The organism is Rhodococcus sp. 2G (assembly GCF_001886355.1).
In the GTDB taxonomy this organism is placed as follows: Bacteria; Actinomycetota; Actinomycetes; order Mycobacteriales; family Mycobacteriaceae; genus Rhodococcus; species Rhodococcus pyridinivorans.
Window position 1 is genome coordinate 2,147,292 of record NZ_CP018063.1, and the last position, 13,707, is coordinate 2,160,998.

Annotated in this window: 13 protein-coding genes; all 13 read right to left on the reverse strand. The window is 68.6% G+C overall.

Annotated features, from left to right (window positions below; all coding sequences use genetic code 11):
- Positions 1-5: 5 nt before the first annotated feature.
- The 13 genes from nuoL to BO226_RS10070 all read right to left on the reverse strand — a co-directional run bounded on the left by nuoL (position 6) and on the right by BO226_RS10070 (position 13,556).
- On the reverse strand, positions 6-1,898 hold the full coding sequence (gene nuoL / locus BO226_RS10005) for an NADH-quinone oxidoreductase subunit L (protein WP_071935132.1): 1,893 nt from the start codon (positions 1,896-1,898) through the stop codon (positions 6-8).
- Positions 1,899-1,955: 57 nt separating this feature from the next.
- Positions 1,956-2,255, reverse strand: coding sequence for an NADH-quinone oxidoreductase subunit NuoK (nuoK, locus tag BO226_RS10010; protein WP_006554035.1), 300 nt, complete (start codon positions 2,253-2,255; stop codon positions 1,956-1,958).
- Entirely contained in the window at positions 2,252-3,046 is a 795-nt protein-coding gene (locus BO226_RS10015; RefSeq protein ID WP_071935133.1) for an NADH-quinone oxidoreductase subunit J, read from the reverse strand. The genes nuoK and BO226_RS10015 overlap by 4 nt, the downstream gene beginning before the upstream one ends.
- On the reverse strand, positions 3,043-3,588 hold the full coding sequence (nuoI, locus tag BO226_RS10020) for an NADH-quinone oxidoreductase subunit NuoI (protein ID WP_064061995.1): 546 nt from the start codon (positions 3,586-3,588) through the stop codon (positions 3,043-3,045). Before nuoI ends, BO226_RS10015 begins: the two co-directional genes overlap by 4 nt.
- On the reverse strand, positions 3,588-4,889 hold the full coding sequence (gene nuoH, locus BO226_RS10025; protein ID WP_071935134.1) for an NADH-quinone oxidoreductase subunit NuoH: 1,302 nt from the start codon (positions 4,887-4,889) through the stop codon (positions 3,588-3,590). Before nuoH ends, nuoI begins: the two co-directional genes overlap by 1 nt.
- Positions 4,886-7,354, reverse strand: a complete 2,469-nt coding sequence (locus BO226_RS10030; RefSeq protein WP_071935135.1) for an NADH-quinone oxidoreductase subunit G — start codon at positions 7,352-7,354, stop codon at positions 4,886-4,888. The genes nuoH and BO226_RS10030 overlap by 4 nt, the downstream gene beginning before the upstream one ends.
- The gene (gene nuoF / locus BO226_RS26655) at positions 7,351-9,537 is read right to left on the reverse strand and encodes an NADH-quinone oxidoreductase subunit NuoF (protein ID WP_083543614.1); all 2,187 of its coding nucleotides are present in this window, start codon (positions 9,535-9,537) and stop codon (positions 7,351-7,353) included. The genes BO226_RS10030 and nuoF overlap by 4 nt, the downstream gene beginning before the upstream one ends.
- Complete coding sequence (locus BO226_RS10045) at positions 9,534-10,838, reverse strand: NADH-quinone oxidoreductase subunit D (RefSeq protein WP_071935136.1); 1,305 nt, start codon at positions 10,836-10,838, stop codon at positions 9,534-9,536. The genes nuoF and BO226_RS10045 overlap by 4 nt, the downstream gene beginning before the upstream one ends.
- Positions 10,835-11,551 carry an NADH-quinone oxidoreductase subunit C gene (locus BO226_RS10050; RefSeq protein WP_071935137.1) on the reverse strand — a complete coding sequence of 239 codons (717 nt, stop codon included), beginning with the start codon at positions 11,549-11,551 and terminating at the stop codon, positions 10,835-10,837. The genes BO226_RS10045 and BO226_RS10050 overlap by 4 nt, the downstream gene beginning before the upstream one ends.
- Entirely contained in the window at positions 11,548-12,102 is a 555-nt protein-coding gene (locus BO226_RS10055; protein WP_006554043.1) for a NuoB/complex I 20 kDa subunit family protein, read from the reverse strand. The genes BO226_RS10050 and BO226_RS10055 overlap by 4 nt, the downstream gene beginning before the upstream one ends.
- 101 nt (positions 12,103-12,203) lie before the next feature.
- Positions 12,204-12,563, reverse strand: coding sequence for an NADH-quinone oxidoreductase subunit A (locus BO226_RS10060; protein WP_016935086.1), 360 nt, complete (start codon positions 12,561-12,563; stop codon positions 12,204-12,206).
- Between the two features lie 259 nt (positions 12,564-12,822).
- Complete coding sequence (locus BO226_RS10065) at positions 12,823-13,227, reverse strand: response regulator transcription factor (RefSeq protein ID WP_080678464.1); 405 nt, start codon at positions 13,225-13,227, stop codon at positions 12,823-12,825.
- Positions 13,228-13,307: 80 nt separating this feature from the next.
- Positions 13,308-13,556, reverse strand: coding sequence for a hypothetical protein (locus tag BO226_RS10070; RefSeq protein ID WP_228044523.1), 249 nt, complete (start codon positions 13,554-13,556; stop codon positions 13,308-13,310).
- Positions 13,557-13,707: the final 151 nt, after the last annotated feature.

Below are 13,707 nucleotides of genomic sequence, written 5' to 3' on the forward strand. Positions count from 1 at the left end.
CCCCATCACAGCGTCATCAGGACGAGCGCGCCGACCACGACGGTCGCGCCGGCGAACATGTACAACGCGTACGAACGGACGAAGCCGGTCTGCAGCCGGCGCAGTCCGCGCGAGAGCGCACCGATCCCGGTGGCGGCGCCGGTGACGGAGCCGTCGATGCCGGTGGATTCCACGCCGTCCAGGGCGCGCACCAGACCCTGACCGGGACGCATGAACACCGCTTCGTTCACGGCGTCGCCGTAGAGGTCGCGACGCGCGGCGACGGTCAGCGCCGACACCGCTTCGGGTGCCGTCGCCGGGACCGGTGCGCGCACGTACTGCCGGTAGGCGACGGCGACACCGGCGAGCACGACCGCCAGCGTGACGGTGGTGACGAGCCAGACGGGCAAACCACCTTCGTGATGGTCGTAGCCGACGACGGGTTCGAGCCAGTGCTGCAACGCGCCACCGAACACCAGCAGACCGCCGGCACCGACCGAGCCCATGGCGAGAGCGATCATCGGCCAGGTCATCGAGGCCGGCGACTCGTGCGGGACGGCGTCGGGCGCCCATCGCCGGTCGCCGAAGAAGGTCAGGATCATCACGCGGGTCATGTAGAAGGCGGTCAGTCCCGCACCGAGCAGCGCGACGACACCGAGCACGATGCCTTCGACACCGCCGGCGGCGAAGGCCACCTCGATGATCTTGTCCTTGGAGAAGAAGCCGGCGAACGGCGGGATCCCGATGATGGCGAGGTACCCCAGCCCGAAGGTGGCGAAGGTGATCGGCATGACCGCGCGCAGTCCGCCGTAGCGGCGCATGTCGGTCTCGTCGTTCATCGCGTGCATCACCGAGCCGGCGCCGAGGAACAGTCCGGCCTTGAAGAAGCCGTGGGTGAGCAGGTGCAGGATCGCGAAGGCGTACCCGGCGGGACCGAGACCGGCGGCGAGCACCATATAGCCGATCTGGCTCATCGTCGATGCCGCGAGCGCCTTCTTGATGTCGTCCTTGGCGCAGCCGATGATCGCGCCGAAGAGCAGCGTCGCTGCGCCGACGATCACCACTGCGAGTCGCGCGGCCGGTGCGGCGTCGAAGATCGCGTTCGCGCGGACCACGAGGTAGACACCGGCGGTGACCATGGTCGCGGCGTGGATGAGCGCGGAGACGGGGGTGGGGCCCTCCATGGCGTCGCCGAGCCACGACTGCAGTGGCAGCTGGGCGGATTTCGCGCACGCGGCCAGGAGCAGACACAGGCCGATCGCCGTCACCGTGCCTTCGGTCGCGGCGGGGACCGAGGCGAAGACCGTGTCGTAGTCGAGGCTGCCGAAGGTCGCGAACATGATCATGAGAGCGATGAGCAACCCCATGTCGCCGACGCGGTTGACGACGAACGCCTTCTTCGCGGCGGTCGCGGCGGTGGGCTTGTACTGCCAGAAGCCGATGAGCAGGTAGGAGGCGAGACCGACGCCCTCCCACCCGAGGTACAGGACGAGGAAGTTGTCGGCGAGGACGAGCACCAGCATCGCCGCGAGGAACAGGTTGAGATAGGCGAAGAACTTCCGGCGTTCCGGATCGTGCGCCATGTAGCCGATCGAGTAGAGGTGGATCAGCGAGCCCACGCCGGTGATGAGCAGTACGAAGCAGATCGACAGCGCGTCGAGCCGGAGGCCGAGATCGACCTGCAGTTCTCCGACCGGCACCCAGGTGAACACGGTCTGCTGTGCGAGCCGGGCGTTCGCGTCGAGTCCGAGCAGTCCGGCGAACATGACGGCGCCGACGACGAAGGAGGCGATCGCCGTGGCGCATCCGAGCAGATGTCCCCAGCGGTCGCTGCGACGCCCGAGGAGCAGCAGTACGAACGCGCCGGCCAGGGGCAGCGCCGGTATCGTCCACAGCGCCGAGTTCAGGAACGACGTCATGCCGCGTGTCCTCTCGGTTCGTCGTGGGCTCTCACACTCACCGTCCTCGTGGAATCGTCAGTACTTGAGCAGGTCGGCGTTGTCGACGGAGGCGGATCGCCTCGTCCGGAAGATGGTCACGATGATGGCGAGGCCGACGACGACCTCGGCGGCCGCGACGACCATCGTGAAGAAGGCGAACACCTGTCCGTGGAGGTTGCCGTGCATCCGCGCGAAGGTGACGAAGGCCAGGTTGGCGGCGTTGAGCATCAATTCGACGCACATGAACACGACGATGGCGTTGCGGCGCAGGAGTACTCCCACTGCGCCGATGGTGAACAGCAGCGCCGACAGGTAGAGGTAGTTCTCGGGGTTCATCGCCGATCCTTCCTCGCGTCGTCACCGCCGGGTTCGCGCAGGCCGAGTTCGGTGTGGTCCCAGTCGCGTCCGATGCGGCCGAGCAGCTCACCGACCGACAGTTCGGAGAACGATCCGTCCGGGAGCAGGGCCGGGACGTCGGCGGCGTTGTGGCGGGCGTAGACACCCGCGGCCGGCAGCGGTGTGACCCGCTCTCCTTCGCGGAACCGGCGTGCGGCGAGTTCGCGTTGGGTCTGCTTCGGCTGCAGGCGTTCCCGGTGGGCGAGCACCATCGCACCGACGGTGGCGGTGATGAGCAGCGCTCCGGTGAGTTCGAACGCCCAGACGTAGTCGATGAACAGCAGCACTGCCAGGCCCTCGACGTTGCCGCCGGCGTTGGCGGCGTCGAGTCCCGCGAAGCCGGAGACCGCGGTGTTCCCGATGCCACCGATGAGCATCACCGCGAAGCCGATCGCCACGACGATCGCGAGAACGCGCTGTCCCTTGATGGTTTCGACGAGGGAGTCGGCGGAGTCGATACCGACGAGCATGAGCACGAACAGGAACAGCATCATCACGGCGCCGGTGTAGACGACGACCTGCACCACACCGAGGAACACGGCGTCCTGCGCGATGTAGAAGACGGCGAGCACGATCATCGTCATGGCGAGGAACAGCGCCGAGTACACGGCTTTCGGGGCGACGACGACGCCGAGCGCCCCGAGTACCGCGACGGCACCGAGGATCCAGAACTGCACGGCCTCCCCGGTGGAGGTCGTGGTGAGTTCGGCGGCGAGCAGGGCGGTGGTCACCGGCTCTCCTCCCCGTCGGCGGCGGACGCGTGTTCCGGGACGGGGATCGTGCCCCGGTAGTAGTCCTCGTCGGTGGCGCCGGGCGCCATGGGATGCGGCGGTGGCTGCATTCCGGGTTCGAGCGGGGCGAGCAGGCGGTCCTTCTCGTAGATCATGTCGGTGCGGTTGTCGGCGGCCATCTCGTACTCGTTCGTCATCGTCAGCGCGCGGGTCGGGCACGCCTCGATGCACAGTCCGCAGCCGATGCACCGCAGGTAGTTGATCTGGTAGACGCGCCCGTACCGTTCGCCGGGCGAGTACCGCTCCTCATCGGTGTTGTCGGCGCCCTCGACGTGGATGGCGTCGGCGGGGCATGCCCACGCGCACAGTTCGCAGCCGATGCACTTCTCGAGTCCGTCCGGATACCGGTTGAGCTGGTGGCGTCCGTGATAGCGGGGGGCGGTGGGTCTCTTCTGCTCCGGATACTGCTCGGTGTTGGGCTTCTTGAACATCGTCGTGAGCGTCACACCGAAACCGGCGAGCGGGCCGCGGAATTCGACCATCACGATCCTCCTGGGAGACGACCCGCCGGGGCCGGCGGACTCGATCGGGTGCTCGACCGAGCAGGTAGTGGCGGCACGGGGAAGCCCCCGGCCATGGCGTCGAACTCCTCGTCGACGCCGGCGGGTGGTTCCGTCGCCTGTGCGATGCGCCGGGTCCGCCGCCCCTGCAGGGTGAGGTAGGCGAACAGCAGGGCGGTGGACAGCACGCCGGCGACGATGAGGCTCGCGGTGCCGGGCAGGACGTCGTCGGTGTCGAGGATGCGCAGCGCGGCCACGATCATCACCCACACCACCGAGACGGGGATGAGCAGTTTCCAGCCCAGGGCCATGAACTGGTCGTAGCGCAGTCGCGGCAGGGTGCTGCGCAGCCACACGAAGACGAACAGCACGACCCACACCTTGATCACGAACCACAGCAGCGGCCACCAGCCCGAGTTCGCGCCGCTCCACAGTGTCAGCGGCCACGGCGCGTGCCAGCCGCCGAGGAACAGGGTGGTCGCGAGCGCGGAGACGGTGACCATGTTGACGTACTCCGCGAGCATGAACATCGCGAACCGCAGCGACGAGTACTCCGTGTGGAAACCGCCCACGAGTTCGCCCTCGGCCTCGGGCAGGTCGAAGGGAGCCCGGTTGGTCTCCCCCACCATCGACACCGAGTACACCAGGAAGGACGGCAGCAGCAGCACGACGAACCACAGGTCGTTCTGCGCGGCGACGATGCCCGAGGTCGACATCGTGCCCGCCTGCAGGAAGACCGCGGCGAACGCGAGTCCCATCGCGATCTCGTAGGAGATGACCTGCGCGGTCGAGCGGAGGCCACCGAGCAGCGGATAGGTCGAACCCGAGGCCCAGCCGGCGAGCACGATGCCGTAGACGCCGACGGAGGTGATCGCCAGGACGTAGAGCACCGCGACGGGAAGATCGGTGAGCTGCAACGGCGTCCGGTTCCCGAGGATCGACACCTCCGGCCCGAAGGGGATGACCGCGAACGCCATGAACGCCGGGGCCGTCGCGATGATCGGGGCGAGCATGTAGATCGGCTTGTCCACCCCGGTCGGGATGATGCCTTCCTTGAGCGCGAGCTTGAGGCCGTCGGCGACGGTCTGGAACAGTCCCTTCGGTCCCACCCGGTCGGGTCCGACCCGCATCTGCATCCAGGCCATGATCTTGCGTTCGGCGAGGATCATCACGAGGGTGGTCAGCACGAGGAACGCGAAGATCGCCACGGCCTTCGCGAGGACGAGCCACCAGGGGTCGATGCCGAACATCGACAGGTCCACGGGTTGGGCGATAACGCTCATCGCGGATCCTCCTCGGCCGATCCGGAACCCGTCGTGGCGGCGGCCCGGATCCGCACCACATCACCGGCGGTGACGCCGAGATCGACGTGCACCATCGATCCCGGAGAGGCGGTGGGCAGCCAGACGACGCGGTCGGGCAGGTCGTCGACCACCAGCGGCAGAGTGATCGAGCCGCGCTCGGTGGAGACGGTGAGCGAATGATGGTCGGCGGCGCCGATCTCCGCGGCTGTCGCGGCCGACAGACGGGCGACGGGTTCGTGCGCCGTTCCGGCGAGGTGCGGTTCGTCGTCCTGCAATCGGCCCGCGTCGAGCAGCATCCGCCAGGTGGCGAGGACCGCTTCCCCGAGAACGGGACGTCGTGGAGGTCGCGGGGACACTCCCGGCGATTCGGGAACGGTGCCCGTCCATCGTCCGAGTTCCGCGAGTTCGTGACGCAGGGTCTGGACGTCGTGGGGACCCGGATCGGCGAGGCCGGCGTCGAGGTCCATCGCGTCGGCGATCGCCGCGAGCACCCGGTGGTCGGGCAGTGCTCCGGTGTCGCGGAGCGCGATCGGGAAGGCACGTTCGCGTCCCTCCCAGTCGAGGAAGCTCCCGGCCTTCTCGGCCACCGGCGCGACGGGGAAGACGACGTCGGCGCGGTCGGTCACCCCGCTGCGTCGCACTTCCAGACTCACGACGAAGCCGGCACCGTCGAGACCGGCGGCGGCATCGGGATCGGGCAGGTCGGCGGGGTCGACGCCGGCGACCACGAGCGCAGCCACATCACCCTCGGCGGCCGCAGTGAGGATGGCGGTGGTGTCGCGGCCCGGCTCCGACGGCAAGGTGTCGGCCGGGAGGCCCCACGCCGACTCGATGTCGTGCCGGGCCTGCGGGTCGCCGATCGGGCGACCGCCCGGCAGCAGGGTCGGGAAGGCGCCGGCTTCGAGTGCTCCGCGATCACCGGCGCGGCGCGGGATCCACGCGAGGCGGGCTCCGGTTTCGTCGGCGAGAGCCGTGGCGGCGGACAGGGCGCCGGGCGATGCTGCGGACCGCTCCCCCACCAGCACGATCGCACCGGGAGTCCGGAGCGCGGCCGCGGCGTCGGCGGATGCGCCGGTGCGGATCGCGTCGAGTGCGCGTGCCTCGTCGCCCGGGACGCACTGTTCGACCCTCCCCGACAGCTTGTGGACGCCGCGCGAGGCGAACGGAGCGACCGCGAAGACCTGCAGCCTGTTCCGCCGGACCGCCTTGCGCAGCCGCAGGAAGACGATCGGCGACTCCTCCTCCGGTTCGAATCCGACGAGGAGCACCGCCGGCGCGCGGTCGAGGTCGCGGTAGGTGACGTCGAGGCGCCGACCGGCGACCCGCGAGGTGAGGAAGTCCGTCTCCTCATCCGACAGGTCTCGGCTGCGGAAGTCGATGTCGTTGGTGGCGAGCGCCGTTCGCGCGAACTTCGCGTACGCGTAGGCGTCCTCGACGGTGAGCCGGCCACCGGTGAGGACTGCGGCCCTGCCGCGCGCCGCCGCCAGCCCGCGCGCGGCGACGCCGAGCGCCTCGATCCACGAGGCGGGGACGAGCGCTCCGGTATCGTCGCGGACGAGGGGCGTGGTGAGGCGATCGTCGGCGGTAGCGTAGGTGAACGCCCAGCGTCCCTTGTCGCAGTTCCATTCCTCGTTGACCTCGGGGTCGTCCCCGGCGAGTCGGCGCAGCACGGCTCCGCGACGATGGTCGGTGCGCTGGGCGCAGCCGCTCGCGCAGTGTTCGCACACACTCGGCGTGGAGACCAGATCGAACGGGCGGGCGCGAAACCGGTAGGCGGCGCCGGTGAGCGCGCCGACCGGACAGATCTGGACGGTGTTGCCGGAGAAGTACGACTCGAACGGTTCCTCGGTGTAGATGCCGACCTGCTGCAGCGCCCCGCGGTCGAGCATGTCGACGAACCGGTCGCCCGCGACCTGATCGGCGAAGCGGGTGCACCGCGCGCACAGCACGCACCGTTCGCGGTCGAGGAGCACCTGCGAGGAGATCGCGATGGGTTTCGGGTAGGTGCGTTTGGTGTCCTCGAAGCGGGACTCGGCGCGTCCGTTGGACATCGCCTGGTTCTGCAGCGGGCACTCGCCGCCCTTGTCGCATACCGGGCAGTCGAGCGGATGGTTGATGAGCAGCAGTTCCATCACGCCGCGCTGGGCCTTGTCGGCCACCGGTGAGGTGAACTGGGTGCGCACGACCATCCCGTCGGTGACCACGGAGGTGCACGAGGCGAGCGGTTTGCGCTGCCCCTCGACCTCGACGAGGCACTGGCGGCACGCGCCGACCGGTTCGAGCAGCGGGTGGTCGCAGAACCGCGGGATCTGGACCCCGATCAGTTCGGCGGCGCGGATCACGAGAGTGCCCTTGGGCACGGCGATCTCGGTGTCGTCGATGGTGACGTTCACGAGGTCGGTGGTCTCGGATTTCTCCGCACCGGCACCGGACACGGCGGTCATCGCTCGCCTCCTTCCGCTGGGGTGTCGGCGGCGAGCGTCGACAGGTGCGGGTCGAACGGGCAGCCGCCGTGCTCGAGGTGGGTGACGTATTCGTCGCGGAAGTACTTCAGCGACGACGTGATCGGGCTGGTCGCACCGTCCCCGAGGGCGCAGAACGCCCGGCCGAGGATGTTGTCGGAGATGTCGAGCAGCTTCTCCAGGTCGGCTTCGGTGCCCCGGCCGTGTTCGAGCCGCTCGAGGATCTGCACGAGCCACCAGGTGCCCTCGCGGCAGGGGGTGCACTTGCCGCACGATTCGTGCGCGTAGAACTCCGTCCAGCGCAGCACCGTGCGGACGACGCAGGTGGTCTCGTCGAAGATCTGCAGGGCCCGGGTCCCGAGCATCGACCCGGCGGCGGCGACGTTCTCGTAGTCCAGGGGGACGTCGAGATGTTCGTCGGTGAAGATCGGGGTCGACGAGCCACCGGGTGTCCAGAACTTGAGCCGGTGGCCGGCGCGCACACCTCCGGCGTAGCCGAGCAGCTCGCGCAGGGTGATGCCGAGCGGGGCCTCGTACTGGCCGGGGGTGGTGACGTGCCCGGAGAGCGAGAACATCGCGAAGCCCGGTGATTTCTCGGTGCCCATCGAGCGGTACCAGTCCACACCGTTGCGGATGACGAGCGGGACGTTCGCGATGGATTCGACGTTGTTGACGACAGTCGGGCACGCGTACAGGCCGGCGACGGCGGGAAAGGGTGGGCGCAGACGTGGTTGGCCGCGGCGGCCCTCGAGGGAGTCGAGCAGCGCCGTCTCCTCACCGCAGATGTACGCGCCCGCACCGGCGTGGACGACGAGTTCGAGGTCGTATCCGGAGCCGAGGATGTCGCGTCCGAGACAGCCGGCCTCGTAGGCCTCCGCGACCGCGGCGTGCAGACGCCGCAGGACCGGGACGGCTTCTCCCCGCAGGTAGATGAACGCGTGCCGGGCGCGGATCGCGTAGGCGGCGATAATCACGCCTTCGACGAGGGCATGCGGGGTGGCCAGCATGAACGGGATGTCCTTGCAGGTGCCCGGCTCGGATTCGTCGGCGTTGACGACGAGATAGTGCGGCTTGTCGTCGCCCTGCGGGATGAACGACCACTTGGTGCCCGTGGAGAATCCGGCGCCACCGCGACCGCGGATCCCGGAATCCTTGACTGCGGCGATGACCGCATCCGGGTCCATGCCGAGCGCGATGGGCAGGGCTTCGTATCCACCGTGCCGCCGGTAGGCGTCGAGGGTCCACGCCTGTTCCTCGGCCCAATAACGGGTGAGTACGGGGGTCAGACCTGTCGGTGATTTCCCGACGGCGACGACGGCCTCGTCATTCTCCGGCGGTTCGGGTGCCCGCATGTCGTGCTTGCGGGCGACCTCGAGCCCGGCGAGGGAGGCCGGCCCGGCGGTACCGGCGGCCTCGAGCGCACCGGGCCGGTCGTCGGGGATCCCCGCGAGCAGGCGTGCGGTGTCGCGGAAGCTGCGCAGCGGGGCGCCGCGCGTCGGTGCGGGGGTGCCGCCGGCGAGCAGGTCGTCGACGAGTTCGATCGCGGAGTCGATAGTGCGGTTGTCGAACAGTTCCCAGTCGACGGTCATCACCGGGGCGTAGTCGCACGCCGCGTTGCATTCGATGTGTTCGAGGGTGATCGCGCCGTCGGCGGTGGTCTCGTCGTGTCCGATACCGAGCCGGGTGCACAGCGCGGAGAAGATCTCGTCGCCGCCCATCGTCGCGCACAACGCGTTCGTGCATACTCCGACGTGGTGGCGCCCGGTCGGCGAGCGGCGGTACATGGTGTAGAAGGTGGAGACGGCGGCGACCTCGGCGCCGGTGAGTCCGAGCCGCCGGGCGCAGAACTCGATGCCGGCCGGCGTGATGTAACCGTCCTCCGCCTGCACGAGGTGCAGCAGCGGCAGCAGCGCTGATCGTGGCTGCGGGTAGCGCGCGATGATCCGGTCGGCGTCGGCGTCGAGGCGGGCGCGCACGTCGTCGGGATAGCGGCGCGGTGCGTCAGGTGGGGTGAGATAGGTGTCCTCGTCGGGTCGCGGCCCGAGCGGCACGAGGACGGGTTCGCCTCCGGCCGGTTCGGTCATCGGCACGGCGGTGGTGGTCTCGCTCGTGGCCGCGGTGCCGGTGGTCTCCGCGCCCGCAGCCCGCACGAATTCGGTGCTCATCGGTCCACTCCCCCCATCACCGGGTCGATGCTGGCGACGGCAGCGATCACGTCGGAGACCATGCCGCCCTCGCACATCGCCGCGACGGCCTGCAGATTCGTGAACGACGGGTCGCGGTAGTGCACGCGGTACGGGCGTGTGCCGCCGTCGCTGACCATGTGGACGCCGAGTTCGCCGCGTGGCGATTCGACGCCGATGTAGACCTGTCCCGCCGGGACACGTATGCCTTCGGTGACGAGCTTGAAGTGGTGGATCAGACCCTCCATCGACTCGCCCATGATGTGCCGGATGTGGTCGGGCGAGTTGCCGAGTCCGTCCGGTCCGAGCTGCAGTTTCGACGGCCAGGCGATCTTGCCGTCCTGGACCATCACCGGTCCGGGGCGGAGCCGGTCGAGGCACTGTTCGACGATCTTCAACGATTCGTGCATCTCCCCGATCCGGACGAGATAGCGCGCGTAGCAGTCGGATCCCTCGGCGGTGACGACGTCGAACTCGTAGGTCTCGTAGCCGCAGTAGGGTTCGGCGCGGCGCAGGTCGTAGGGCAGTCCGGTGGACCGTAGGATCGGTCCGGTGATCCCGAGGGCCATGCAGCCGGTGAGGTCGAGGCAGCCGATGTCGCGGGTGCGTGAGATGAAGATGGGGTTGTCGGTGAACAGGGCTTCGAGATCGGCGAGCCGGCCGGGTAGGAGGGCGAGCAGGTCGCGGATCATCGGCACGGCTTCGTCGGGCAAGTCCTGGGACAGTCCGCCGGGCCGGATGTAGGAGTGGTTCATCCGCAGTCCGGTGATCGTCTCGAAGACGTCGAGGATCAGTTCGCGTTCGCGGAAACCGAACAGCATCGGGGTGGTCGCGCCGAGTTCCATGCCACCGGTGGCCAGCGCCACCAGGTGCGAGGAGATGCGGTTGAGTTCCATGAGCATCACCCGCACGACCTGCGCGCGTTCGGGGACGAGATCCTCGATGCCGAGCAGCTTCTCGACGCCGAGGCAGTAGGCCGTCTCGTTGTGGAACGGGGCGAGGTAGTCCATGCGAGTGACGAAGGTGACGCCCTGCGTCCAGTTGCGGAATTCGAGGTTTTTCTCGATTCCGGTGTGCAGATAGCCGATTCCACATCGGGCCTCCGTGACGGTCTCGCCGTCGATCTCGAGGATCAGGCGCAACACTCCGTGGGTGGATGGGTGCTGGGGACCCATGTTGACGACGATGTGGTCCTCGCCGCCGTCGCGTACGGCAGCGGTGATGCCGTCCCAGTCGCGTCCGACGGCGTCGAAGACGGTCTCGGTCGCGGGTTCGCTCGTCACGTGTACGCCCTCCGTTCGTCGGGTGGCGGGACCCGGGCGCCCTTGTATTCCACCGGGATGCCGCCGAGAGGGTAGTCCTTGCGTTGGGGATGTCCGTGCCAGTCGTCGGGCATCTCGATGCGGGTGAGCGCGGGGTGCCCGTCGAAGACGATTCCGAAGAAGTCGTAGGTCTCGCGCTCGTGCCAGTCGTTCGTCGGGTAGGTGCGGTAGAGCGAGGGGACGTACGGGTCGCTGTCGGGGATCGCGACCTCGAGCCGTATCCGACGGTTGTGGGTGATCGAGACGAGCGGATACACCGCGTGCAGTTCGCGGCCCGTCTCCTGCGGGTAATGCACCCCGCTGACCCCGAGGCACAGCTCGAAGCGGAGGTCCGCATGGTCGCGCAGGGTGCGGGCCACGAGCGGCAGATGTTCGCGGCGGACGAAGACGGTCAGCTGGTGGCGGTGCGCGACGACCTTCTCGACCGCCTGGGCATAGCCGACGCCGGTGTCGCCGGATCGCTCGTCGAGGACGTCCTCGAGCGTGTCGACGAGGTCGTCGAGGTACCCGCCGTAGGGTCGCTCGGTGCTGCCGGGCAGCGTCACCCGGCGCACGAGGCGGCCGTAGCCGCTGGTGTCACCGGATCCACGCACCCCGAACATGCCGCGTCGGACGGCGATCACCTCGTCGGCGCGGTCGTCGTGGTCGGATCCTGTCCGTTCGAGATCGGTCATCGCGGCGGCACCGTCAGTTCGATGAGGGGACGTTGGGCCAGGGCCGCTTCCTCGGCGGCGCGGATCGCCTCGGCCCGGTTCACACCCAGGGGCATCTGCGCGATCTTCTCGTGCAGCATGAGGATGGCGTGCAGGAGCATCTCGGGCCGGGGCGGGCAGCCCGGAAGGTAGATGTCGACGGGGACGACGTGGTCGACCCCCTGAACGATCGCGTAGTTGTTGAACATGCCGCCCGACGAGGCGCACACGCCCATCGCGAGCACCCACTTCGGTTCGACCATCTGGTCGTAGACGCGGCGCAGGGCGGGAGCCATCTTCTGGCTGACTCGGCCGGCGACGATCATGACGTCGGCCTGTCGCGGGGAGGCCCGGAAGGCCTCCATACCGAAGCGGGCGATGTCGTAGCGGCCACCGGCGGTGGCCATCATCTCGATGGCGCAGCACGCGAGCCCGAAGGACGCCGGCCACAAGGAGCCCTTGCGCGCGAAACCGGCCAGGGTCTCGACGGTGCTGAGCAGAAAACCGCTGGGGACCTTCTCCTCGATGCCCATCGCCCGTCACCTTCCCCGGAATCGGACCGGACGCCCGGTCGTTTGTCGTCCGCTCTCGTAACCCGTTCGCTTGCAGGACATCCCGTCGTACACGCGGGTCGTCAGTCCCATGTCAGGCCTCCTCGTTTCCACTCGTAGGCGTAGGCGACGAAGACGTTGAACATGAACAGTGCCATCGCCGCCAGACCGAAGACGCCGAGCGCGTCGAAATGGACCGCCCACGGGTACAGGAAGACGATCTCGATGTCGAAGATGATGAACAGCATCGCGGTGAGGTAGTACTTCACCGGGAAGCGGCCACCTCCCACCGGCTGGGGTGTGGGGTCGATGCCGCACTCGTACGCATCGAGCTTGGCGCGGTTGTATCGGCTCGGGCCCGCGAGGCTCGCCACCGCGACGGAGAAGACCGCGAAGGCAAGCGCGATGCCACCGAGTACCAGGATCGGTACGTAAGCGTTCATGCGACCTCCGGTTGCTTGCGCGAATCCGGCCGCGGGTCTGCTCGTCGCCCGCGAACCCACCCCCGCCGTGCACCGGGCGGTTCCGTCCCGGCCCAGGGTTGTGAGTCACGGCACACACTAGTGCTGTTCGCGTCGGACTTGTCGCGATTTCACGCCCTCGATTCGGGGCGGCGTGTCGGGCTGCTCGACAACGGGAAGGAGGGTAGATTTTCCGGCCCCACATACGAGTTCGTGGCCGGGCGGTCGCGCGTCGGAAGGGTCAGGAGGGGCGGGAGCGAGGGGTGAGCAGCGCGAGGACCTGCCGGCCGAGCCGAATCGGGTCGACGGGATGACGCAGCGCCACCTCGGCACCCGACCAGCGGGCGAGCCATTCGTCGTCGGCCCGGGCGATCAACACGATGATCGGCGGGCACGAGTCGAGTTCGTCCTCGAGTTGTTTCGCGAGGCCCATGCCGCCCGCGGGGGCGGCCTCACCGTCGAGCACGGCGAGGGCGATGTCGCCGGCGTGCATGCGTTCGACGACGACCGGCGGTGTCGCGACCTCGACGTAGTCGAGTGGAGGCAGATCCGGGTGCAGCCGGGTACCGAGGGCATCACGAACCTGTTGCCGCACGGTCGCATCGTCGCTGTAGACGAGGATGCGCAGCGAGTCGGTCACGGGCAAGATGCTAACCGAGCACACCCGCCCGTCCGGGGAACCCGCGTGTCGCGGCGGCGCCGCGACGTCGGCGGGCCGGGACGAGCTCAGGATCCGCTACCGAGCGGATGCCACCGCTCGCGGATCTCGGGACGGATCGCCGTCTCCGTTACGTCGTCGTGGATGATCGAGGCGGGCGCGATCATCAGGTGCGCCAGCACGATGCATGCGCCGGTGAGCATGGCGAATGCGGCACCTATCAGATACGACGCGGTGAACACCGCAGCCAGGAATCCGATCGTGAGCATTCCCGTGAGCGCGATGATCGCGAGAATCCGCCGGTTCGAGCGTGGCATCGAATCGGACCTCTTATCCGTGGATGCAACCATGAGCATCTCCGTTCCTCCCCGGAACGACGCATCCGGTACCCCCGCATCCACTCATCGTTCCCGGTCGACGAATTGTCGGTGATGAGCGAACCCCCGCGGTGGCCGAGTGCGGCCGTCC

What these genes read in the sequence shown, in the direction of transcription:
- nuoL (WP_071935132.1), bottom strand. Translation starts at nt 1,898, where the DNA reads ATGACGTCGTTCCTGAACTCGGCGCTGTGGACGATACCGGCGCTGCCC.
- nuoK (WP_006554035.1), bottom strand. Translation starts at nt 2,255, where the DNA reads ATGAACCCCGAGAACTACCTCTACCTGTCGGCGCTGCTGTTCACCATC.
- nuoI (WP_064061995.1), bottom strand. Translation starts at nt 3,588, where the DNA reads ATGGTCGAATTCCGCGGCCCGCTCGCCGGTTTCGGTGTGACGCTCACG.
- nuoH (WP_071935134.1), bottom strand. Translation starts at nt 4,889, where the DNA reads ATGAGCGTTATCGCCCAACCCGTGGACCTGTCGATGTTCGGCATCGAC.
- BO226_RS10030 (WP_071935135.1), bottom strand. Translation starts at nt 7,354, where the DNA reads ATGACCGCCGTGTCCGGTGCCGGTGCGGAGAAATCCGAGACCACCGAC.
- nuoF (WP_083543614.1), bottom strand. Translation starts at nt 9,537, where the DNA reads ATGAGCACCGAATTCGTGCGGGCTGCGGGCGCGGAGACCACCGGCACC.
- BO226_RS10050 (WP_071935137.1), bottom strand. Translation starts at nt 11,551, where the DNA reads ATGACCGATCTCGAACGGACAGGATCCGACCACGACGACCGCGCCGAC.
- BO226_RS10055 (WP_006554043.1), bottom strand. Translation starts at nt 12,102, where the DNA reads ATGGGCATCGAGGAGAAGGTCCCCAGCGGTTTTCTGCTCAGCACCGTC.
- BO226_RS10060 (WP_016935086.1), bottom strand. Translation starts at nt 12,563, where the DNA reads ATGAACGCTTACGTACCGATCCTGGTACTCGGTGGCATCGCGCTTGCC.
- BO226_RS10070 (WP_228044523.1), bottom strand. Translation starts at nt 13,556, where the DNA reads ATGCCACGCTCGAACCGGCGGATTCTCGCGATCATCGCGCTCACGGGA.